The following is a 20,387-nucleotide window of genomic DNA, read 5'->3' on the forward strand; positions in this document are numbered from 1 at the left end:
CGGTCATGCTCCTTCGGTTGACGCGAGGTCCAGGATGTTCCGGGCTGTGTCCTGCCCCATCCGGATTGCCCCCTCGACGTGCTGATAGCCCTCGGCCGCCAGATCCGAGCAGGACCAGTGAATCGGCCCGACGGGGGTGAGCTGGTCCGGGCCATAGCGGTGGAGGCCGCCGAGGTCGTAGCTGGTCGCATAAGCGCCTCTGGTCCACTCCTCTGAGCCCCAGTCCGATTCGTAATACACCTCGGGGGTGAGTGCCTCAGAGCCGAGGAAACCGGCAATGGACTCAAGGATTGTCTGCCGACGGGCTTCGGGCGTCAGTCTGAACATGGCGTCGGCCTTCTCGTCCGAGACGAAGCCGACCAGCGTTCCGCGGGAATCCTCGTGGTTGGTGTTGTCGTACACCTCCTGCACGATCGAGGAGGCGCTGAAGCCGGTCCCGGAGAGACCCTCGGCACGCCAGAACGGTGTCGGGTAGACGGCATGGACCTTGATGACCAGCCCGAGGGACTGGTGCTGGTGCATCTGATGCTGGCGGCGAGGCAGCGGTGGCTCATAGGACACCCGCGAGTACAGGTTCGGCGGAACCGCCATGACTGCGTAGCGCGCCTTGACGGTGACGGTGTCCGACACCGCGGTGACCCCGTTACTGTGGTTACCCCCGCCGTTGGTGCCTGCGTCCCCCTCCCAGCGCAGCGTTCGCACTGGGCTGCTGAGTACGACGTCGTCCCCCAGCCGATCCGCGAGGCGTTCCGACACCTGCTGCATGCCGCCGACCACCCGCTTGTCGAGGATGAAGTTCTCATCGACCAGGTTGGAGAAGGATCCCGCCGACGCGGCCATCAACACAGCCTGCAGGGCCGAGAAGGCGTGAGCGGGTTTGGTGAGCATTCCGCCAGCAATGAAGAGCCCAATGTTGTTGCAGGCTTCCTCGTCGCTGGATTGCTGCCGCAGCCAGTGGTGGAAGGAGATGGTGTCAAGGGCCCGGGCTTCCGGATGCTTCCACGGGGTTTCCGGGCCAGCTTCCGCTGCGAGGCGATCCAGCACTTCGATCAGCCTATTCATTTCCCCTTCAGTGGCGGCCGATACGGGGAACATGTCTCCGGTGTAACGGGTACGGGTGCCGTCGGCTCCGATGTAGACAGAGTCCCCCTCCCGGTACCTGTCATAGGTTTCCAGTCCGAGCTCGTCAAGCATTCCTTTGAGGGCGGTCTGGTCTGGAGAGACCCATTGGCCCCCAATCTCCAGGAGGGCGCCGTCGACTATATCCGTCCAGGTGCGCCCACCAACCCGATCCCGTGCCTCCAGGACGGCGACGCTCAGCCCCGTCTTCTTCAACTCCCACGCGGCGGTGAGGCCCGAGGGGCCCGCCCCGATAATTACGACGTCGCGTTCTAGATTCTCCATTGTTGCCTCTCCATCAAGTATGGCCCACGCCACAAAATGAACGTCATTCATTTATGAGGGATACTGTAGCGATACCCAGCACTTTTGGAAAGGGCCAGACCCGCGGTGATGACAGGGGCAGTAGAATGGACCCGCAGCGAAGAGACGGTGAAGGGGCGGTCATGGGAAGTGTGGGAGCGCCGGTCAGCCGCCGCCGGGCGGGTCGCCCACCGCGCGGACTGCTGTCACGGGACCTCATTACTGATGCTGCTCTCGCCCTGATTGCCAGCCAGGGTTACGAGGGACTCACCATGTCTGCACTGGCCCAGCGCCTGCGAGTGGCGCCATCGGCCCTATACAACCACGCTGAATCCAAGCAGGAAGTGCTGCGCTGGGTCGAGGACGAGGTGATGGCGAAGGTGGACTTCAGCGCTTTCGCTGCGGCCCCCTGGGATGAGGCGGTTCGCGCCTGGGCCTGGTCCTACCGCGGAGTCTTCGCCGCTCATGCGCCTCTCATCTCGGTCATCGCCATTCTGCCCGTCACCGGCGCGCCCGAAACGCTTGCCATGTACGAGGCGGTCACCAAAGGGTTCCTTGACGCCGGCTGGCCAGCGGACCGGATCATCCCCGCCATCGTCGCTCTTGAGTCTTTCATCTTCGGGTCAGCGTTCGACGTCGCCGCCCCCGAGGACATTTTCGAGTCAGGCAGCCTGGGGCCCGACTACCCTCTCTTCACGGCTGCCGTCCGTCGCCGGGGCGGGTCGCAGGCGGACTCAGCCGACGCCGCGTTCACCATCGGGCTCGAAGCACTCATCACCGGGCTGAAAGTGCAAGTGGCAGGCTGACGCCGTCGGCCTCTGGAGAGACGCCCCCGCCAACCGCCCTTGCCCCATTTCAGCGAGGAAAAGCCGGGTGTACCGACAACCTCAGGCGGTTATCGACAATCGTTAGGTTAACGGTTATCGTTAGTAGCGATAACCGTTAACTATTGGAGGAACAGATGACTACAGCACCGTCCATACCCAACCGGCGGAGACGACTGAAGACAGCCGAACGAGCCGGGCTCATCTCAGTGCAGGTTATCGCTGGCCTCCTGACCCTCCTGGTGCTGGGAGCACTGGCGATGTTCCTTGTGCTGGCCGCGCAGGGAAAAACCGAGTTGTATCTGCCAGCCGTTACCCCCGAAGGCTCACTCGCGGGGCTCGGGCCGCAGGTCTCGGAAGCATACTTCGACTCGATCACACTGAGCGTTGAGGGGGTCAGCGCTGCCGCGATGGCCCCCTATACGGCCACGATGAGCTTTGGCTTTATCCTCGTCGCAGCATCGCTACTGTTCTTCCTCTACCTGAGCCAGCGTGTCTATAGGGCTAAACCGTTTGGCCGCCTCATGACCCTTGGACTAGGCATCATCGCCGTGTTCTTCGTTGCTGGATCCCTGATTCTGCCGGCAATCTTCTCGCACGTTCATACGGTCATCGTGGCTGATCTGGGCATTCCGCTCGCTGACGCACCGTTCTCCACCGGCTATTACTTCGGTCCCACGGATGCCCTATCCCTCATCACTGGGATCTTCTGCGCCCTGTTAGCTGGAGCCTTCCAGATCGGTTCACGGCTGCAGCGCGACAATGAAGGGCTCATCTAGTGCCCCCCACGGAGTCGGAAGCCACCGGTATTCACTGTCGCCTCGACGAGCTCCTTGCCGAACGACAGATGACGCTTACCGAACTAGGGCGACGCGTGAACATGAGCATCGTCAACCTGTCGATTCTGAAGAATGATCGGGCACGTGCCATCCGATTCTCGACCCTCCAGGCAATTTGTGAGGCGCTTGACTGCCAGGTGGGCGACCTGCTGGAGACAAGCAAAACCCCTCCGCCGAAGCGTTAGGTCTGGTGGGTTCGGCGTCAGCCGACCCACCAGACCTAACCACTCGGCGGAGGGGTTGGGGTTGCGCGGGGAGCGCTATTTCGCGGCGCGGATCGCAGCTTCGAGGACGTCCAGGCCGTCGTTCAGCAGCTCATCCCCAATCACCAGTGGGGGGAGGAGACGGACCACGTTGCCGTAGGTGCCACAGGTCAGGATGATGACACCCTCCTGCAGACACGCGGCAGCAATGGCCTTCGTTGCGTCCGGGTTCGGCGTCTTGGTCCCCGGCTTCACGAACTCGAGGGCAAGCATTGCGCCCCGACCACGGATCTCGCCGATGATCGACTCGGCACCCAGCTCGTCCTGCAACGAACGGAGCCGCGATGTAGCCAACTCCTCGATCTCCTGAGCGCGTGAGATCAGATCCTGTTCCTGCATCGTTTCGATCGCGGCCAATGCAGCAGCGCAGGCCACCGGGTTGCCACCGAAGGTGCCACCGAGGCCACCGGGGTGGACGGCGTCGAGCAGGTCGGCCCGGCCGGTGATGGCCGAAAGCGGCATTCCACCAGCGATTCCCTTGGCCATGGTGATGATGTCGGGCACGACGCCCTCGTGGTCGACGGCGAACCAGGCGCCAGTGCGGCAGAAGCCTGACTGCACCTCGTCGGCGATGAAGACCACACCGTTTTCTTTGGCCCACGCGGCCAGGGTCGGCAGGAAGCCTTCGGCAGGGACGATGAAGCCGCCCTCACCCTGGATCGGTTCAATGATGATCGCGGCCAGTGAACTGGCACCGATCTGCTTCTCCATCATCGTGATGGCGCGCTGGGCTGCCTCGACGCCGGTGATCGAGGGGTTCTCCTCGCGGAATGGGTAGCTCATCGGCAGCCGGTACACCTCTGAGGCGAACGGGCCGAAGTCACCCGAGGGCCCACCTTTGTACGGCAACGACTTGGCGGTCAGGGCCATCGTGAGGTTGGTGCGGCCGTGATACGCATGATCGAAGGCGGCCACGGCGGTGCGGCCGGTCGCCAGACGAGCCACCTTGATGGCGTTCTCGACAGCCTCGGCACCCGAGTTGAAAAGCACGGTCCGCTTGTCGAAGTCGCCGGGAGTCAGCTCGGCCAGCTTCTCAGCCACCGCAATGTAGCCCTCATAGGGCGTGACCATGAAGCAGGTGTGGGTGAAGTGCTCCACCTGCTCCTTGACGGCGCCGACGACGGCGGGATCCGACGCGCCGACGCTGGTCACCGCGATGCCGGAGCCCAGGTCGATGAAGGAGTTGCCGTCGACGTCGTGAATGATGCCACCGTCGGCGTCGGCAACATATACCGGCACGCCTGAGGCAACACCCTTGGCGACCACTGCGGCGCGCCGGGCGGCGAGCTCGGTGGACTTGGGGCCAGGGAAGTCGGCGATGATCTTGCGTTTTTGCTCGAGCCGGAACTGCGGCTGGATCGCTTGGGTGGTCATAGTGAAACTGCCTTTCTAAACATCAAGCGCGCTCATGACGTGCTTGATCCGGGTGTAGTCCTCAACGCCATACATCGAGAGGTCCTTTCCGTAACCGGAGCTCTTGAAGCCTCCGTGCGGCATCTCGGCGGTGAGAAGGATGTGGGTATTGATCCAGACGGCGCCAAAGTCGAGGTCCCGGGACACCCTCATGGCGGTGCCATGATCGGTGGTCCAGATGCTCGACGCGAGCGCGTACTCGACGTCGTTGGCCAGCTCGACCGCCTCGTCCTCGGTGGTGAACTTCTGCACGGTGATGACCGGACCGAAGGTTTCCTTCTGGACAATGTCGTCGGTCTGGTGGGCACCGGTGACGATGGTCGCCTCGTAGAAGTAGCCCTTGTCGCCGGACCGTTTGCCGCCAATCTCGACCTTGCAATGCTCCGGGAGAGCATCCATCACGGCGTTGACTGAATTGAAGTGATTGATGTTGTTCAGCGGGCCGAAGTAGTTCTGGGAATCGTCGGCGTTGCCCGTCTTGAGCGTCTCGGTGTGAGCCACCATGGCGGCCACCAAATCATCATGGACCGAATCCTGCACCAGCACCCGGGTGATCGCCGTGCAGTCCTGCCCGGCATTGAAGAACGAGAATTCAGCGATCGCCGCTGCGGTCTTCTTGATGTCGGCGTCGGCGAAGACGACGGCGGGTGCCTTGCCTCCCAGCTCAAGGTGAGCTCGCTTGAGTGACTTCGCCGCACCGGTGGCGACGGCGATGCCAGCGCGGACCGACCCGGTAATTGACACCAACCCGGGCACGGGGTGGTCGACCATCGCTGCCCCCGTTTCGCCGGTACCCAGCACAACGTTCAGCACCCCTGGGGGAAGGATCCCCTGTGTCAGCTTCGCCAGCACGAGGGTGGACTCGGGGGTAGTGTCGCTGGGCTTGAGGACCACCGTGTTGCCAGCGGCGAGGGCTGGACCGATCTTCCAGATGGCCATCAGGAGCGGGTAGTTCCAGGGTGCAACCTGGGCGACTACTCCGATGGGCTCGCGCCGGACATACGAGGTGTGGCCCTCAACGTATTCGCCAGCCGACTTTCCCTCCATGAGGCGAGCGGCGCCCGCGAAGAACCGCAGCTGGTCAGCGCCGACTGCCACTTCCTCGGCGGCGATCAGGTCGCGGACCTGCCCGGTGTTGCGGTGTTGCGCCTCGACGAGTTCGTCGCTCGCGGCCTCGAGGGCATCGGCGAGCTTCAACAGCATCAGCTGCCGCTGGCTCGGTGTAACGTGCTTGAATTTCCTGAACGCCTGAGCGGCCGCGGTCATGGCGGCGTCGACGTCCGACTTCAGCGATACTGGCGCCTTCGCCACGACCTCGCCATTGGTGGGGTTGACGATGTCCAGCAGCTCGGTGCCAGCTGGGGTGACAAACTCGCCGTTGATAAAGTTCTGGAGGGTGGTTACCACGGTATTCATCCCTTTTCTCTGATGGGCTGACGGATCCTCGCGAATCCATCGCAGCGTAAATCCATTGCTGACCCTACGCCTCCTATTATTCCCCGGCCTAGGGTGATCCGCACAACAAATTCATCGACATGTCATGCACCCGCACAGTCTCGCGGTCCTATAGTTGAGGCATGGCCATCACCCTTCCCACCTTGCTTACGGCCGCTGGCCTCGGTCTCCATCCTGTGGGGGGCGCCGTCGTTCCAGACATCCCCATCCAGTGGGTTGCGGTAACCGAGCTTGAGGATCCGCTGCCCTTCCTCAGCGGTGGCGAGGTGGTATTGACCACCGGTCTCCGGCAGAAAACGACGACGGCGCAGCGCGCCTTCGTGCGCCGCGTCCATGAGTCGGGGGCACTGGGGATCGGCTTCGGCACTGGGCTCGGGCACCGGCAGGTCCCTGCAGCGTTGGTCGAGGAGGCAGATTCCCTGGGTCTCCCCGTGTTCCGTGTCCCGTACGAGACCCCTTTCATTGCTATCGGGAAGATCGTCGCTGACTCACTCTCGGCTGATCACTATTCCGGGCTCGAAAGCCTTTTGAAGGGCCATCAGGTTCTCGCGTCGGCCCTGCTCGGGGAGGGTGGCCTCCCCCAGCTGCTGCGAGAATTGGCCACCATGCTCGGCACCGACGTCGTGCTGTCCCAATACGGCGCCCAGCTGTTCACCACTGAGACAACCGGACGCTCCGAAGCTGGCGCCCCCGGCATCCACTGGCACCGGCTGCCGGTGGCGACCGGCCTGAAAGACCGTTGCACGCTCGCCATCGCGGAGCCCTACAATCCCCACGCCATCGTCGCCTATGCACAGAGCCTGATCAGCGTCGAGTTGAGCAACCAGGCCCGACGACGGGCCAGCGAACGCGCAGTGGTTGGGCAACTCTGTCAGGACGTGGTCCGCGGCACCCTGGCAGGTCCCGACGCCGTTGCGCGCCTTGGCGGCGCCGGCATCGACACCGCACTGCGCCAGGTGGTGGTGATCGTCGAAGTGGCCTCCGGGCAGCGTCGGGCGCTGCGAACCCTCCCGACACCGGCAGGGTTCCAGTCCGGAGTGGAAGCGCTGGTTGACGAGCGGTTGGTCATTGCCGTCCCCGACGGTGATGGGCCGGCGCTCAGTCAGCAGATGGGCGCCTACCTCCACGGTGCTGGACTGACTGCGAAGGTGGGGTATGGCGGGGGCTATGCGCAAGCCAGCGGCTTCCGCTGGAGCTATTTCGAGGCCCGGGAATCGTTGACCAGGGGGTTGCCCGTAAACACCCCCGACCGGCTGAGCCTGACGTCCCTGCTGATGGCTAGCGAGGATGTGCCACTCGCCGATCTCGCTGCTGAAGCGTTGGACCCGGTTGTAGCGTTTGACCAGCGGCACCACGCCGAGCTGATGGTGACGCTTGAACGGTATCTGATGCTGAACGGGTCGGTCGCGGCAGTCGCTGAGGCGTTGCAGCTTCATCGGAACACCGTGCGATACCGGTTGCAGCAGATCCAGGACCTAAGCGGCTACGACCCGGGAGTCACCGCTGACCGCGTCCACCTGTATCTCGCTTTGAACGTACGCGGACTGCGGTAGCCGGGCGACGGTGGCACGAATTGTCCAAAAAGTGCTGGTCTTTCGTCACATGGCGTGGTCAAATTGCGTCAGCCAGACAGCACCCCTCCCAGCGTCGCGCATCCGGCGGATGCCGCTCAAGGCGGACTTGAGGGCCTTTCTTGAGGAAACGACGTGGTCTCATGACGCACCGTAATCGACTGATGACCTTCGGCACGTGCGCTGCGCTCGTCGCCGGTTCTACCTTTCTAGTTGCCTCACCCGTAGCCGCCGCGCCGGCCTCGGGCTCCTGCGTCGCTGCCCAGTCAGCGCTGGGGGCTGCGCTGGGCTCCGCGTCAGTGGACATCGGCCTGGCCTACGACCTGAAAGCCGCTCTCACTGCCATCGAAGCCGCTTCCGAGGCACTCGACCAGGCCTGGATAGACGCCGAAATCGGGGCGGTTCATGAATTCGCAGCATATGACGCTGCGATTGCGGCCCTTGAAACGGCAGCGATGGCACTGGAAACAACCCAAGCTGCCCTGGACGCGGCCCAGACCGCGAAGTTCCTTGCCGATGATCGTGTTGTGGCCGCCGAACTGGCGCTCGCCGCTGTGCCAGACGGCGATGACGCCGCTCGCCTCGCCGCTGAGGCAGAGCTGGCCGCCGCCCGGGCCTTCCAGGTTGAGGCGACGACTGTGCTGGCTGCACGGCAGACGGAACGGGATACAGCACCCGACGCATTCGCTGCCGCTGAGGAAGCGCTGATGGAAGCACAGCTGGTCCTGCAAAATGCCCTCGACACCGCAGCGGTAGCCACGGCCGAGAACAACTACTACGCCGCAATCGAGACCATCGAAGCAGTTCTGGCCGCTTTGGACAGTACCAACCCCGGCACCAGCGTGGAAGAGGTCCAGGTACTGGTCAACGCCGCGATCGCCGCCTGCGCTGCGACCGGGGCCGGCACGGGACAGGACATCGAAGTGCCCGTCGTCGCCATCGTTCCCAGCACCCCTGCCGCTCCCGGTGCCGCTGCCCCAGCGGCCGGGCGGGGTCTGAACGTCCAGACTGCAGCAGCTGAAGCACCGAAAACCGATGGTGGGGCGCTGGCGATCGGTGGACTGGCCGGGGGCGCCTTGATCCTCCTGTCGGGTGCTGCCGTCTGGCTGCGCCGATCCGCGAAGGCATAACAGTGACCGGCCCACGGCGTCGCGCTGCCCGCTGGACCGGTCTGGCGCTGTCGGCTGCCCTGATCGTGACCGCTTCCTCGGCGGCTGGTGCAGCATCACCACCGACGGTTACGTCCGAGCGGCAGGCGGTGGCTGTCACCTACGCTCCGGCCCAGCCTGCTGCCCCCGAAGCGACTGTCGCTCCGCCGGTTCCTGCCGCCGAGCCCGCGGCGTCCCCGCCCGGGTGGTTGACCGTGGAATCGGCAGGGATCGACCAGTCGATCCTTCCGCTCACGCCCTCGGCGGAGGAGTTCGCCACCCAGTCGATCGTTCCGCCCCTGACCGAGGACGCCTACTGGTTGACCTCGTTCGGGTCCCCTGGCAGCGGATCCGAGGACACCACCTACCTCACCGGGCACAGCTGGGAGGGCAAGGAGGCCCCCTTCAACCGGCTCAGCACGGATGCTGAGGTGGGTGACTCCATTCAGCTGACCACCGAGACTGGTGTCCTTGATTACGTGATCGATTCAATCATCACCTTGGATAAGGACACGCTCAAGGACAGCGAGATCTGGGACATCGTGCCCAATCGCCTGGTGGTGATCAGCTGCTACACGGAGGACATCTGGGGCAAGAACGTGGTGATCACCGCAAGCCCCGCGGACAGCGTCTAGAAGTCGTGCCGGTTCACTACATTGCGGTTACCGCGTCCGGCGTTGCCCGGACGCTTGAGCCGCTGGGAGGACTTGACCGATTCCTTCCGGGTCCGGTCAGGGCTGCTGCCGCTCGCCTTCAGTATGAACAGGACCGGCTGACCTACCGCGCGGCTCACGCCGTGTTCCGACTCATGGCGGCTCAGCTGCTCGGCGCAACCCCGGCGGAGGCTGCCGCCCTGCCGGTAACCCGCTCCTGCCGGGCCTGCGGCTCTGGCCTGCATGGAAAACCGGCAATCGCGGGTGTTGAGCTGAGCCTGTCCCGTTCCGCGGGTTCACTCCTGGTGGCCTCGGCTCCCGCCGGGCACCCCATCGGTGCCGATATCGAGCACATCCCCGACGCCGTCTTCGACGGGTTCGATGCCTACGCCCTCTCGATTCCGGAGCGGGAACAGCTCCGGTCCGACGACGTCGATGCTCGGCTCCGGCTGTGGGTCGCCAAGGAAGCGGTATTGAAAGCAACCGGGCATGGGCTCAGCATCGAGCCCTCCACCTTTTCCATCGCAGGCAACTCCTGCACGGGACTTGCCGCTGCGGAACACCTGAAACTGGCCTGGGTCGGCCCACCTGCTGGCTATGTTGCGGCGATCGCTGCACCCGCCGCATTGGAGATGGCCCAGATGACGATGGCCCGGTTGGTGTAGCCGAGCAGGAGCCAGGTGACCCGCTCACGCTCAGCCAGTCGCGTGGTCGATACAGAACGCGGTCCACGGTCGGGCGTCGAGCCGCCCCACAGCAATAGGGTCCCCGCAGACCGTGCACCTCCCGTAGGTGCCGGCGTCAAGACGCTCCAGTGCCGCCTGGATCTCGGCGGCGCGGGTGGTGGCGGCGCGGGAGAGCACCGCCATCTGGGACAACTCGGAGGCGATCGTGGTTCCCTCCGGGTCGTGTTCGTCGTCGACGTTTGAATTGTTCCGGGCGGCGCTGACCGAGCGGCTGTCGGCGTCCAGTGCGGCGAAACTCGCCCGAGCGCGGGCGAGCTCCGCATGCAGGCGCGGACGGTACTGTGACATGTCTGACTCAGCTGCCATGGCGCAATAGTACGGTCTCACCTGCCCCGACCGGTGAATCGTCTATCCTAGAACTGCTGGTGTCCCGCTACCTGGGATTGCCGCTCGGCTGAGACCCGCCCGACCAGCTGGCGGCGCGGCAGGAACGACAGGGGATTATGGTTGAGCGGTGCGTTTCCACAGCAGACAGCAACGGCGCCACCCTGTGCACCCCGTATCTGACGGAACTATCGATCACCGGTGCTGGCATCTCGGTTTTCGGCGGAGCCGTCCAGGAAACGATCTGCTGTAGTGATGACCTTGCGCGCAGGCTCGATGAGCTGCAGTTCGAACTTGGGGAAGGACCCCGCTGGGAGGCAGCTTCAAGTCGAGTGCCGGTACTGATCCCCGATACCGCAGAAGACTGGCACACCCGGTGGCCCGTTTTTGGTAACGCGGTCCGTGCCACCGAGGTGAAGGCAATGTTCGTCTTCCCACTGATCCTCGGCGCAATTGATATTGGAGTCGTCGAGCTGTATCGGACGAACGCGGGCGACCTGAGCGGAGCGAACCATGCGGCGGCGTCAGTCCTGACCGGTCAAACCTCGTGGACGTTGCTGCGTCGGATGTTGTCCAGGGAGCCCGGCCACGACGAAGCGTTCGGGGGCAATGACGGACCTTCGTTATCACGCCGCGAGATTCACCAGGCTACCAGAATGGTCCTGGCACAGGCGAACGTCACTGCCACTGACGCTCTCCTTCTACTCAGGGGATACACCTTCGCCGAGGGGCTTCAATTAAACGAGGTAGCAGCTGCGGTTATCGACCGCAGACTGGACTTCACCCCGAAACCCCAATAGCGGGGTAAACTCTATCCATGGTGACTTCGACCCGCGCAGAACGCGTCAGCGCTGCTTTCGTGAAGATCGCTGACACGCTGGTCGACGATTACGACGTGCTCGATCTTCTTCACACTCTCGTTGAGGAGTCGATTGGGATTCTCAATGCGACTGCAGCCGGGCTGTTGCTCGTGGACCAATACGGCGAGCTCCAGGTCCTGGCATCCACCAGCGAGGAAAGCCAACTGGTCGAGGTACTGCAGCGCGAAGCTGGCGCCGGGCCTTGTGTCGAAGCTTTTCAAACGGGGAAAGTTGTTACAGTCGACGATATTGTCGACCTCGGTGACCGCTGGCCCGATTTCAAGCAGGCAGCCCTGTCCCAGGGATTTCATTCGGTCCACGCCATCCCCATGCGCCTACGAGGCAGGACAATCGGCGCGCTGAACCTCTTCAGCGTGAATGCTGGCGCTCTGTCTTCGGAGGATGCAGCGATTGGGCAGGCACTCGCCGACGTTGCCACCATCAGCATTCTGCAGGAGCGCGCGGTCCGTGAAGCCGGGGTCATCAACGACCAGCTCCAGCGCGCCCTGACCAGCAGGATCCTGATTGAACAAGCCAAGGGCGTCGTGGCCCAGTTAAGCAATGTTGACATGCATGAGTCGTTTACCCGGATCCGCAACCATGCCCGACAGAACCACCTCACATTGCATGACACCGCGACCCTGATTGTCGATCGTTCGCTGTCACTGTAGCTGCCGCTAGCCCGGTGTAATCGCGGGCAGTCGTTTGGCATGCGGGGTGGCTTTTAACTGAAGGGTGCGTTGCCAGTCGGCCCGGTGGCTGGGGGGAATACCGGGCCGACTGACAACGCGAGTTGTCAGGTTGCCGTCAGTTCGTCGATGTACCTATCCGACTCACTGACCGCGGTTTAGCTACCATATGGTCACCTTCCAAGCGTCGTTTGACTGTCTCAGAACTCATTACTCATATACCTCCCCGGATACCGACGATCTTGAGGATTCGCTGCGCTGCCTCAGCTTGTGAGCTGGAACCGGATGAGTAAAGAACTTTCCAGAGGGAAGAACCTTTTCGCAACGAGAGATGTTAAAAGAAAACTGCCCCGTCCGGATACTTCCGTGGAATACTCTCCACTCAACACGGTGCCGGGGTCTGGGGCAGTGGATTAACTCTAGTTCCCCGCGGGCGGCGCGTCTATGGCTGCTGAGGTCTATCTTTCCGCAGTTTTCGGGGCCGGCATTGTTTGGCGGATATCAGCGAACACCGCCCGGGACTCGCGTAACCAGGGGAGTCCGACGAAGACGTGGAAGGCACCCGGGTACCGTTTGAACGCTATGGTGCAGCCGGCGTCGCTCATGACCCGGTCGAACGCGAGGGCATCCGCCATGCAGATGTCCCGGCTCCCCTGGTAGAGGGTGATTGGCGGGAGTTCAGCCAGCGCCCCGGGCAGGGCGAAGACCGGGCTCAGCAGGTGATGCTTCGGGTCCTCCCCTGCCGCCCACCACTTTCCCGCCTCAACTGCGCCCGGAACCGCAAGCATGGGATCGACCCGATCGTACTGCTGAATGGCAGGGTTGGTGCCTGTGACGTCCAACCAGGGCGAGAAAAGGATCAGGTGGCCCGGCTGCGGCAGACCGAGCGCCGCGAAGTGCAAAGCCTGGCCGACGGCCAACCCGCCGCCCGCCGAATCCCCGGCCAGGATGACGTCGTCGGCCCTCGTTGTTGTGAGCACCAATCGGTAGACGGCGGCGAGGTAGTCGTAGGTCTCCCTGAAGCTGTGTTCGGGAGCTAACCGGTAGAGCGGCACGGTCACCGTTGCTCCGGTGGCCCTGATCAGCGCTGCGATGATCCACCAGTGAGGGCGCGCCAGTTCGTTGATGTAGGTTCCGCCATGGGTGTAAATGAGGTGACGTCCGGAGGATGCTGACCGGGGACGCAGGGTGAGGGTACGGACGCCGTCGACCTCCAGTTCCTCGACGGTGCAAAGCCGCCGCAGAGCACGGGTCAGCGGCGCCGGGCTGGGGTAGGCACGTCGCAGGTACTGTGCCCGCATCCAGTCGAGCGAGTTGTAGTGCCGTTTCGTCGACGTCAAACCGAGGACGGTGTTGACCACTCTCATGGCTGCACTTGCTGAGGGCTCGGCGGCCGACTCGAAGGTAGGGCTCATGAACTCAACTTTGCCATGGCCCAGACCCAGGTCCAGACCTGGCCCCAGGTCTGGCGTTGGGGTGCGCCGGTCCATAAGGTATGAGGATGGCTAACCCATCGCACACCAGCCTCCAGCACAGCTGGCAGGGCGAGGACGACCCCGGCCGGCTCGACACGGCCACCATCAACCTTGAAGTTGACCGGCTCACCGCTCACGGCACCTCAAGGACCGCAGACTATGCGGTGAGCTGGGCACTCGCAACGACGTCGGGCTGGGTGACCCAGCGGCTCACCGTCACCGTTCATGGCCAGGGGTGGAGCCGTCACCTGGAACTGGTGAGAACGGAAGACGGCCGCTGGTCCAGCGAAACGCAGAGCTCCGGTGTCGTTGATCTCCCCTCGCCCGGGATCACGGATCCCGATGGACTGGTCGCTGCGCTGGATTGCGATCTGGGCTTGTGCCCGGTGACCAACACGATGCCGATCCTCCGACTCAACCTGGTGTCGGACGACGACGCGCCGGCTGACGAGACCGAACTCACCATGGCGTGGGTTGAGGTGCCGAGCCTGCGGGTGATCCCTAGTGCTCAGGTGTACAGCCAGGTGAGGTCGGCCCGACCCGACAGTCCCGCAATGGTGTTGTACAGCTCCGGCAACCGCGGCTTCACTGCCGAGCTGACCGTCGACGACGACGGCGTGGTGGTCGACTACCCCGGCCTGGCCCGACGGATCCGCTAGCGCCGCGCAGTCGGGTCAACGCTGTTTGACTCACCATTGGAAGCCAGCACTGGGTAAACTCGAGCTCGCCGGGAATGCAGCTGGCACAGACCAACTACGCGTATCCGGACAGTGAGGAACCCATGACCAACGCCGTCGACGTTGCCCTGATGATCGATCTGCTGGGGGTCTTTTTCTTCGCGGTGTCCGGCTCGCTGCTTGCCGCCCGCAAGGGCTTCGACCTGGTGGGGTCCCTGCTGTTGGCCTCGCTGGCCGGTCTTGGCGGCGGTGTGGCACGGGACCTCATCATCGACACGGTTCCTGCGGCGTTCTCGAATCCCGCCTACCTGATTCCGCCGGTGCTCGCCACCCTCCTGGTGTATTTCCTGTTCTCCGGGGTGGAACGCGTCAGCAACCTGCTGGTGGTCTTTGACGCCGCCGGGCTGGGGCTGTTCTGCATCACCGGCACGATCAAGGCGCTGGAATTCGGGCTGCACCCGGTCGCAGGGATCCTGCTCGGCGTGACCACCGCCGTCGGTGGCGGTCTGTTGCGGGATGTCGTCGCGAACGAGGTACCCCAGCTGTTCGACCCCCGGGATATCTACGCGCTGCCAGCAATGCTGGGTGCCGGGCTGACCGCCCTACTGGTGGGCACTGGCTGGTTCAACGTGGTGACCGGAGCCGTCGTCGCAACTCTGGTGTTCGCATTGCGCGTGCTCGCCTGGCGCTTCAGCTGGCGCGCCCCTCTAGCGGTGCTCGGCTGGAAGCGTTCAGGCACTGCGTAACTGACCCCGCGGCGGGGGCTAGGATGGAGGTATCCCCCCATTCCCACCCCTGGAGTTCCACGTGACTGAGCTATTCCTGGACAAATTCCGTGCCCTGGTTCCGGCGTACTTCGATGACCAGTGGTCGGCGGAAGATGGCCTGTCAAAGGAAGAACTCCAGGACCTCATGGAGGGCCAGGATTTCGATCTTCCCCTCGCTTTGCGCGACTTCTACCTCGCCGTCGGGGCCGTCGAAGACATCATGGAGGCCTACCACTTCTTTTGGGATCCTGACGAGCTGACCATCGAGGACGGCCACCTGCTTTTCCTCGAGGATGAAGAGGAAAAGTACACCTGGGGTATCCGCGTGGACCAGTTGGATGTCCCGGACCCCATCATCTGGCGTCGGAATAACGCTCGTGGCACCTGGAAGAGCGAAGAAGGCACGTTCAGCGAATACGTTCTCGACATGTTCGAGTGGGTGTTTGAGGAAGACGCGGTCGAGGAGTGACCGGGTGGGTTAGACATGCGCCTGACGGATATCGGTGCCCCTTCTGCGACCTTGCCGCGGGGGACTTTTTGAATCCAAAAAACCTGTGCGAGCCTGGTGATCTGATCTACGCGGACGAGCTGGTGTTGGCGTTTATCGCTTCCCACGGTTTCGACCCGCACCCCGGCCACGTGTTGGTGACCCCCCGGGCCCATTTCGAGTTGCTTTACGAGCTGCCCGACGACGTCGCCGCCCGCATCATGACCGTCACCCGTGACATGGCTGTCGCCATCAAGCGGGCCTGGTCCCCTGACGGCATCTCCACCCGCCAGCACAACGAGCCCGCCGGCAGCCAGCATGTCTGGCACTATCACCAGCATGTGCTCCCCCGCTGGCACGACGACGGTTTCTACTTCACCCCGAAGCGACCCGTTGTTGATCCTGCGGTGCGGGCCAGGAAGGCCGCCGAGCTGCGGGCCTTCCTGTAACGTGCGCGGCGCTGTCATGCTGCGCCTTTACCCTTGACTGCGCGGATCTCCCCGAATCGCGAAGCCCCCTAGGAGTATCTCGTTTCGGCACTCCAGCTGCCCGCCGGTTTTAGGTCCAGCGCCTGGGGAACCCCGCACGGCTCTGTCGGAATTACCTGCCCGAAAACCCCCTCCGCCAGCAATAGACAGAATTACCTGACCCGCCCTTGTGACCTTGAGCACACCTGATATAGGATTTGAATAATTCCTATATTAAAGGTGTTCGATGTTGCATACCCATCAAAGCTTTGCTGTTACAGATCTTCACCGGCTCGCCGTTTCGATCCTCGTGTCCTCCGGTGTTCCGGCGGACGACGCTGACCTCACCGCTCGATCACTTGTCCAGGCAGACCAACGAGGTATCTTCTCGCACGGACTATTGCGTCTCCCCCTCTACACGGAAGCGATCCGGCTCGGAGGGATCAACCCAACACCGACTCTGTCCTACTCATCGAAGGCCGCTGCGGTGGCAGTGCTCGACGCCGACGCCGCACTGGGCCAGGTAGCCATGCAATCGGCCGTTGACAAGGTTCTCGAAATGGGCCGGGTCCAGGGGATCGCAGCTGTTGCCGTCCAGAACAGCAGTCACTATGGCGCCGGTGCCTTTTGGAGTGACCAGCTGGCCGCAGCCGGATTTCTCTCCTTCATCACGTCCTCCACCGGCCCCGTCGTGGCACCCCATGGCGGCACGACCAAAGTCCTGGGAACCAACCCGCTGACGCTCGGGGCACCCGCCTCTGCCGATTGGCCCCTCACCGCTGACCTGGCCACCAGCAACGGGGCCTACGGTAAAGTGATCGCCGCTCGAAACGAGGGACAGCAGCTTCCAGAAGGCTGGGCCGTCGATACCGAGGGAAACCCCACTACTGATCCCAACGAAGCCGCTGCCGGCTCAATGATTCCTTTTGGCAACCACAAGGGATCCGCGGTGTCAGTGCTCCTGGAAGCCTTCGCCTCCTCATTGACGGCAGCTACCTACGCCTACGAAACCGTTGACATCTGGTCCAGTCCATCATCGCGGATGAATAACGGACACCTCATCGTAGGTATCAACGCCGAGGCATTCACGAGCCGCAGCCACACCGAAGCAAGAGTTGCAGACCTCCAGCAACGGGTCCGTGACTCCGGTCCGGCGGGCCGTGAGATACACGCTCCTGGCGATCCTGAACGGGGCGAGGAGGGTGCTGCCGCCACCTCGGTCCGCCTTCCCAGATCCACAGCGGAGCAACTTCGTGCACTGGCACTCAAACTTTCTCTCAACATCAGCATTTAATCCACACCCACAACGAAGCATTCCCGGAAGGAATCCAGCAATGAAGCTCGAAAACTCCACACCCACCAGCCGTCGTCGTTCCACCGCCGCGATCGGTCTCGCTGCCTGCGCAGCGCTCCTGCTGTCAGGATGTAACGTCGGCACACCCGTGGACCGCGACGAGGTAGGCCAGGCCGATGCTGATGCCAAAACACTGCGTCTTGCCCATGTCTACGAAGCAGGGCACCCTGTAGAGGAATGCGGTGTCGCAGCGCTCAAAGAGGAACTAGAGGGTAGCGGTCTTCAGATCGAAAGTTTCCCTGCAGCCCAGCTCGGCAACGAGTCAGAATCCCTGGAACAAGTAGCCTCCGGCGCGCTGGATATGGCGATCGCTGGCCCGTCCTTCCTCGGCGTGTGGGAAGAGGATGCGGCTGTGCTTGATGGCGCCTATCTGTTTGAGGACGTCGACCACTTCGAAGAAACCGTCGAGGGCGAATCCATGGCAACCGTCTTCGATAACCTCTATGAAAGCTCTGACATCCGTGTTCTCTCGAGCTGGTATTACGGTACCCGTCATGTAACCGCCAACACGGAGATCAGCGAGTCTGCTGACTTCAACGGTCTGAAGATCCGTACCCCTAATGCGCCGCTGTACCTCGAGAACATCGCGGCTATGGGCGGCACCGCCACACCGATGGCGCTGGACGAGGTTTACCTCGCCCTGCAGCAGGGCGTCATTGACGCCCAGGAAAACCCCATCCCAACCATCTCGACGGCCAAGTTCAATGAGGTTCAGGACTATATCAACCTCACCGGACACATGATCCAGGGGGTCATGATCACTACCGGACGGTCAGTCTTCGAGGGTTTGACCGATGACGAGCGTGAAGCACTCGAGGGCGCTATGGCTGTCGCCGCCGATGACACTCGCGTGTGCATCGAGGAGCAGGAAGAGGGAATCCTCGACGAATGGCGCGAGGGCAACGAGATCCAGGTGAACGACGACGTCGACCGCGAGTCCTTCGCCGCCGCCGCCGAGGAAGCACTCCTGCAGCAGCCTTGGGGTGAGCTGTACAAAGAAATCAAGGACGCCCGATGAGTTCAGACTCATCCAGGGCTGGCGCCCCTAACGAAAACAACATTGCCACCGGCGCCCATGTCCCTCACGAACCCGATCTGCCGGACTTCGCCGAACAGCGCAGCAAACTCTACCGGGGCTTGGTGAATGTTGAACGGATCGCGTGTTGCATGCTCCTGGTGTCCTTGCTCGGCTTGATCATGCTGCAGGTCGTGAGCCGCTATGTGTTCAATACGCCGTTCAGCTGGACTGAGGAACTAGCCAGATTCATGCTGCTCTGGTTCACGTTCGTCTCTGCCGGTTTTGTCATGGCACGGCGAATCCACATCGCGGTGGACCTCCTGGCCAGCAAGTTGGGTCGAACCGGAACGATCGTCCTGGATACGTTCGCCCTTCTTACCGTCCTGGTGACCGCCGGCGTGCTAGCCGTCGCGGGGGCCGAGTTTGCATCCGGCGCCAACCGGCTCCAGGCTCCCGCAACGGGCCTGCCAATGAGTGTGGTCTACTTCGCGGCCGTAACCGGTTTTGCGCTGATCTTCCTGCACGCTGCCCTGCACATCTTCCTCAACATCCGCCACCCCGAAGTTGTCCCCGATGCCATGGAGAACCTCGAACGGGAAGCGGCCTAGGACACGATATGACCCTACTCATCATGCTCATCGCTCTGCTGGTGCTACTCGCTCTGCGCGTGCCAGTCTCCTTCGCCCTACTGATCCCGTCAGTGGCCTACGTCATCATGGACCCGACCGCACGGATTGGTACAGCGGTTCAGCAGACCGTTTCCGGCGTCGACAGCTTTGCCATTCTCGCCGTCCCCATGTTCATCCTCCTCGGGAACCTCGCCAATGTGTCCGGGGTGACCGACAAGCTCTACGATGCAGCCGTCGCTGGTATCGGTCATCTCCGAGGCAGCCTTGGCTACGTCAACGTGGCGACCAGTTTTGGTTTCTCGTGGATGAGTGGTGCAGCTATTGCCGACGCCGCTGCCATGGGGCGGGTTCAAGTTCCAGCGATGGTTCAGCGCGGCTACTCCCGTGAATTTGCGTTGGGTGTGACTGGCGCTTCGAGCCTCATCGCACCCATGATTCCGCCGAGCATTCCGGCGGTCATCTACGCAGTCACGGCCGGGGTTTCCGTGGGGGCCCTCTTTATGGCTGGCGTCCTGCCCGCTCTGGTGCTGGTATCGGCCCTCTGCCTCACGGTCTGGATTCTCATGCGGAAGCAGAACCATCTGCGGCTGCCAAAGTCGACCTGGAAAGTGCGGGGCCGCACCACGCTGGCAGCTCTTCCCGCAATGGGATCGGCGGTTGTCATTCTGGGCGGTATCCTCAGCGGCGTGTTCACCCCCACCGAAGCTAGTGGGATCGGCGTCGTTTACATCTTCATCCTCGCCATGGTGTACCGGGCGCTCACCTGGCGAAAGCTGTACCGTACTCTGCTGACGACGGTAGAAACTTCCGGCTCGGTGCTCCTGATCGTGGCTGCCGCTGCGTTGTTCGGGTGGGTGCTGGCGCGTGAACAGGCACCCCAGGTTGCAGCAAACCTCATCCTGCAGATCACCGATCAGCCCATCGTGTTCCTGATCCTGGTCAACGTCCTGTTGCTGATTGTTGGCTGTGTTCTGGAGCCAACGGCAGCAATTCTGATTCTTGTACCGGTGCTGCTTCCCGTCGCGGAGACCTTCGGTATCGATCCGATCCACCTCGGCATCATGGTCATCTTCAACCTCCTCATCGGGTTGATCACTCCCCCGGTGGGGCTGGTGCTTTTCGTCCTGTCGAGCGTCACCCGGATACCAGTGCCGACGGTGATCAAGGGAATCCTTCCTTTCTTCATCCCCATGGTCGCCACCCTGCTCGTCATTACCTTTGTCCCGGCGCTCACCGTTGGATTGCCCACGCTGCTGGGCTTCCTCTAGCCCATCTGTCCGCAAGACCTGAACCTTTAGGAGTTCCC

The 20,387-nt window shown here is 62.9% G+C and carries 22 protein-coding genes; 17 read left to right on the forward strand and 5 right to left on the reverse strand.

The features are described 5' to 3' along the window. Positions 1-3: 3 nt before the first annotated feature. Positions 4-1,404 (reverse strand): flavin monoamine oxidase family protein, encoded by a 1,401-nt coding sequence (locus ABD059_RS10645; RefSeq protein ID WP_343879800.1) that lies wholly within the window; start codon positions 1,402-1,404, stop codon positions 4-6. A 161-nt stretch (positions 1,405-1,565) separates the two neighbouring features. On the opposite strand from ABD059_RS10645, the gene ABD059_RS10650 reads away from it, so the two are divergent. The 3 genes from ABD059_RS10650 to ABD059_RS10660 all read left to right on the forward strand — a co-directional run bounded on the left by ABD059_RS10650 (position 1,566) and on the right by ABD059_RS10660 (position 3,270). Next, positions 1,566-2,228 (forward strand): TetR/AcrR family transcriptional regulator, encoded by a 663-nt coding sequence (locus ABD059_RS10650; RefSeq protein WP_343879802.1) that lies wholly within the window; start codon positions 1,566-1,568, stop codon positions 2,226-2,228. Between the two features lie 155 nt (positions 2,229-2,383). Continuing rightward, entirely contained in the window at positions 2,384-3,025 is a 642-nt protein-coding gene (locus tag ABD059_RS10655) for a hypothetical protein (protein ID WP_343879804.1), read from the forward strand. Continuing rightward, positions 3,025-3,270 (forward strand): helix-turn-helix domain-containing protein, encoded by a 246-nt coding sequence (locus tag ABD059_RS10660; RefSeq protein ID WP_343879806.1) that lies wholly within the window; start codon positions 3,025-3,027, stop codon positions 3,268-3,270. Before ABD059_RS10655 ends, ABD059_RS10660 begins: the two co-directional genes overlap by 1 nt. A 75-nt stretch (positions 3,271-3,345) precedes the next feature. Here the strand turns inward: ABD059_RS10660 and gabT are convergent, their stop codons facing one another. After that, complete coding sequence (gene gabT / locus ABD059_RS10665; RefSeq protein ID WP_343879808.1) at positions 3,346-4,722, reverse strand: 4-aminobutyrate--2-oxoglutarate transaminase; 1,377 nt, start codon at positions 4,720-4,722, stop codon at positions 3,346-3,348. 15 nt (positions 4,723-4,737) lie between these two features. Beyond that, the gene (locus tag ABD059_RS10670; RefSeq protein ID WP_343879810.1) at positions 4,738-6,177 is read right to left on the reverse strand and encodes a gamma-aminobutyraldehyde dehydrogenase; all 1,440 of its coding nucleotides are present in this window, start codon (positions 6,175-6,177) and stop codon (positions 4,738-4,740) included. A 161-nt stretch (positions 6,178-6,338) separates the two neighbouring features. Here ABD059_RS10670 and ABD059_RS10675 point away from each other — a divergent pair, with 161 nt between their 5' ends. The 4 genes from ABD059_RS10675 to ABD059_RS10690 all read left to right on the forward strand — a co-directional run bounded on the left by ABD059_RS10675 (position 6,339) and on the right by ABD059_RS10690 (position 10,253). Next, on the forward strand, positions 6,339-7,769 hold the full coding sequence (locus tag ABD059_RS10675; protein WP_343879812.1) for a PucR family transcriptional regulator: 1,431 nt from the start codon (positions 6,339-6,341) through the stop codon (positions 7,767-7,769). A 161-nt stretch (positions 7,770-7,930) separates the two neighbouring features. Continuing rightward, positions 7,931-8,917, forward strand: a complete 987-nt coding sequence (locus tag ABD059_RS10680) for a hypothetical protein (protein ID WP_343879814.1) — start codon at positions 7,931-7,933, stop codon at positions 8,915-8,917. Between the two features lie 2 nt (positions 8,918-8,919). Further along, positions 8,920-9,570 carry a class F sortase gene (locus tag ABD059_RS10685; RefSeq protein WP_343879816.1) on the forward strand — a complete coding sequence of 217 codons (651 nt, stop codon included), beginning with the start codon at positions 8,920-8,922 and terminating at the stop codon, positions 9,568-9,570. 5 nt (positions 9,571-9,575) lie between these two features. Next, a complete protein-coding gene (locus ABD059_RS10690) occupies positions 9,576-10,253 on the forward strand; it encodes a 4'-phosphopantetheinyl transferase family protein (protein ID WP_343879818.1) in 678 nt (225 codons plus the stop codon). Between the two features lie 30 nt (positions 10,254-10,283). Here the strand turns inward: ABD059_RS10690 and ABD059_RS10695 are convergent, their stop codons facing one another. Then, on the reverse strand, positions 10,284-10,640 hold the full coding sequence (locus ABD059_RS10695) for a TraR/DksA family transcriptional regulator (RefSeq protein WP_343879820.1): 357 nt from the start codon (positions 10,638-10,640) through the stop codon (positions 10,284-10,286). Positions 10,641-10,777: 137 nt separating this feature from the next. On the opposite strand from ABD059_RS10695, the gene ABD059_RS10700 reads away from it, so the two are divergent. Continuing rightward, on the forward strand, positions 10,778-11,458 hold the full coding sequence (locus ABD059_RS10700) for a GAF and ANTAR domain-containing protein (protein WP_343879822.1): 681 nt from the start codon (positions 10,778-10,780) through the stop codon (positions 11,456-11,458). Positions 11,459-11,475: 17 nt separating this feature from the next. Beyond that, on the forward strand, positions 11,476-12,189 hold the full coding sequence (locus ABD059_RS10705) for a GAF and ANTAR domain-containing protein (RefSeq protein ID WP_343879824.1): 714 nt from the start codon (positions 11,476-11,478) through the stop codon (positions 12,187-12,189). A 476-nt stretch (positions 12,190-12,665) separates the two neighbouring features. Here the strand turns inward: ABD059_RS10705 and ABD059_RS10710 are convergent, their stop codons facing one another. After that, entirely contained in the window at positions 12,666-13,622 is a 957-nt protein-coding gene (locus tag ABD059_RS10710) for an alpha/beta hydrolase (protein WP_343879826.1), read from the reverse strand. An 86-nt stretch (positions 13,623-13,708) separates the two neighbouring features. Between ABD059_RS10710 and ABD059_RS10715 the strand changes: the two genes are divergently transcribed. The 8 genes from ABD059_RS10715 (at position 13,709) to ABD059_RS10750 (ending at position 20,349) form a co-directional block, all read left to right on the forward strand. After that, positions 13,709-14,341, forward strand: a complete 633-nt coding sequence (locus tag ABD059_RS10715) for a putative glycolipid-binding domain-containing protein (protein WP_343879828.1) — start codon at positions 13,709-13,711, stop codon at positions 14,339-14,341. Positions 14,342-14,463: 122 nt separating this feature from the next. Beyond that, positions 14,464-15,105: a trimeric intracellular cation channel family protein gene (locus tag ABD059_RS10720; RefSeq protein WP_343880550.1), complete on the forward strand. Its 642-nt coding sequence runs from the start codon at positions 14,464-14,466 to the stop codon at positions 15,103-15,105. 61 nt (positions 15,106-15,166) lie between these two features. Next, complete coding sequence (locus ABD059_RS10725) at positions 15,167-15,595, forward strand: hypothetical protein (RefSeq protein WP_343879830.1); 429 nt, start codon at positions 15,167-15,169, stop codon at positions 15,593-15,595. 68 nt (positions 15,596-15,663) lie between these two features. Beyond that, positions 15,664-16,062: an HIT family protein gene (locus tag ABD059_RS10730; protein ID WP_343879832.1), complete on the forward strand. Its 399-nt coding sequence runs from the start codon at positions 15,664-15,666 to the stop codon at positions 16,060-16,062. A 265-nt stretch (positions 16,063-16,327) separates the two neighbouring features. After that, positions 16,328-17,374: an Ldh family oxidoreductase gene (locus ABD059_RS10735; protein WP_343879834.1), complete on the forward strand. Its 1,047-nt coding sequence runs from the start codon at positions 16,328-16,330 to the stop codon at positions 17,372-17,374. 40 nt (positions 17,375-17,414) lie between these two features. Beyond that, the gene (locus ABD059_RS10740; protein ID WP_343879836.1) at positions 17,415-18,452 is read left to right on the forward strand and encodes a sialic acid TRAP transporter substrate-binding protein SiaP; all 1,038 of its coding nucleotides are present in this window, start codon (positions 17,415-17,417) and stop codon (positions 18,450-18,452) included. Continuing rightward, entirely contained in the window at positions 18,449-19,060 is a 612-nt protein-coding gene (locus ABD059_RS10745; RefSeq protein WP_343879838.1) for a TRAP transporter small permease, read from the forward strand. Before ABD059_RS10740 ends, ABD059_RS10745 begins: the two co-directional genes overlap by 4 nt. Before the next feature lie 8 nt (positions 19,061-19,068). Beyond that, entirely contained in the window at positions 19,069-20,349 is a 1,281-nt protein-coding gene (locus ABD059_RS10750) for a TRAP transporter large permease (RefSeq protein ID WP_343879840.1), read from the forward strand. Positions 20,350-20,387: the final 38 nt, after the last annotated feature.

This window comes from Arthrobacter flavus, assembly GCF_039526005.1.
GTDB classification, from domain to species: Bacteria; Actinomycetota; Actinomycetes; order Actinomycetales; family Micrococcaceae; genus Arthrobacter_D; species Arthrobacter_D flavus.

Excerpts from the sequence above, each read along its gene's own strand:
- ABD059_RS10650 (WP_343879802.1), top strand. The coding sequence starts at position 1,566 with ATGGGAAGTGTGGGAGCGCCGGTCAGCCGCCGCCGGGCGGGTCGCCCA.
- ABD059_RS10720 (WP_343880550.1), top strand. The coding sequence starts at position 14,464 with ATGACCAACGCCGTCGACGTTGCCCTGATGATCGATCTGCTGGGGGTC.
- ABD059_RS10735 (WP_343879834.1), top strand. The coding sequence starts at position 16,328 with ATGTTGCATACCCATCAAAGCTTTGCTGTTACAGATCTTCACCGGCTC.
- ABD059_RS10670 (WP_343879810.1), bottom strand. The coding sequence starts at position 6,177 with ATGAATACCGTGGTAACCACCCTCCAGAACTTTATCAACGGCGAGTTT.
- gabT (WP_343879808.1), bottom strand. The coding sequence starts at position 4,722 with ATGACCACCCAAGCGATCCAGCCGCAGTTCCGGCTCGAGCAAAAACGC.
- ABD059_RS10700 (WP_343879822.1), top strand. The coding sequence starts at position 10,778 with ATGGTTGAGCGGTGCGTTTCCACAGCAGACAGCAACGGCGCCACCCTG.
- ABD059_RS10745 (WP_343879838.1), top strand. The coding sequence starts at position 18,449 with ATGAGTTCAGACTCATCCAGGGCTGGCGCCCCTAACGAAAACAACATT.
- ABD059_RS10710 (WP_343879826.1), bottom strand. The coding sequence starts at position 13,622 with ATGAGCCCTACCTTCGAGTCGGCCGCCGAGCCCTCAGCAAGTGCAGCC.
- ABD059_RS10695 (WP_343879820.1), bottom strand. The coding sequence starts at position 10,640 with ATGGCAGCTGAGTCAGACATGTCACAGTACCGTCCGCGCCTGCATGCG.
- ABD059_RS10740 (WP_343879836.1), top strand. The coding sequence starts at position 17,415 with ATGAAGCTCGAAAACTCCACACCCACCAGCCGTCGTCGTTCCACCGCC.
- ABD059_RS10750 (WP_343879840.1), top strand. The coding sequence starts at position 19,069 with ATGACCCTACTCATCATGCTCATCGCTCTGCTGGTGCTACTCGCTCTG.
- ABD059_RS10675 (WP_343879812.1), top strand. The coding sequence starts at position 6,339 with ATGGCCATCACCCTTCCCACCTTGCTTACGGCCGCTGGCCTCGGTCTC.
- ABD059_RS10715 (WP_343879828.1), top strand. The coding sequence starts at position 13,709 with ATGGCTAACCCATCGCACACCAGCCTCCAGCACAGCTGGCAGGGCGAG.
- ABD059_RS10680 (WP_343879814.1), top strand. The coding sequence starts at position 7,931 with ATGACGCACCGTAATCGACTGATGACCTTCGGCACGTGCGCTGCGCTC.
- ABD059_RS10645 (WP_343879800.1), bottom strand. The coding sequence starts at position 1,404 with ATGGAGAATCTAGAACGCGACGTCGTAATTATCGGGGCGGGCCCCTCG.
- ABD059_RS10655 (WP_343879804.1), top strand. The coding sequence starts at position 2,384 with ATGACTACAGCACCGTCCATACCCAACCGGCGGAGACGACTGAAGACA.
- ABD059_RS10705 (WP_343879824.1), top strand. The coding sequence starts at position 11,476 with ATGGTGACTTCGACCCGCGCAGAACGCGTCAGCGCTGCTTTCGTGAAG.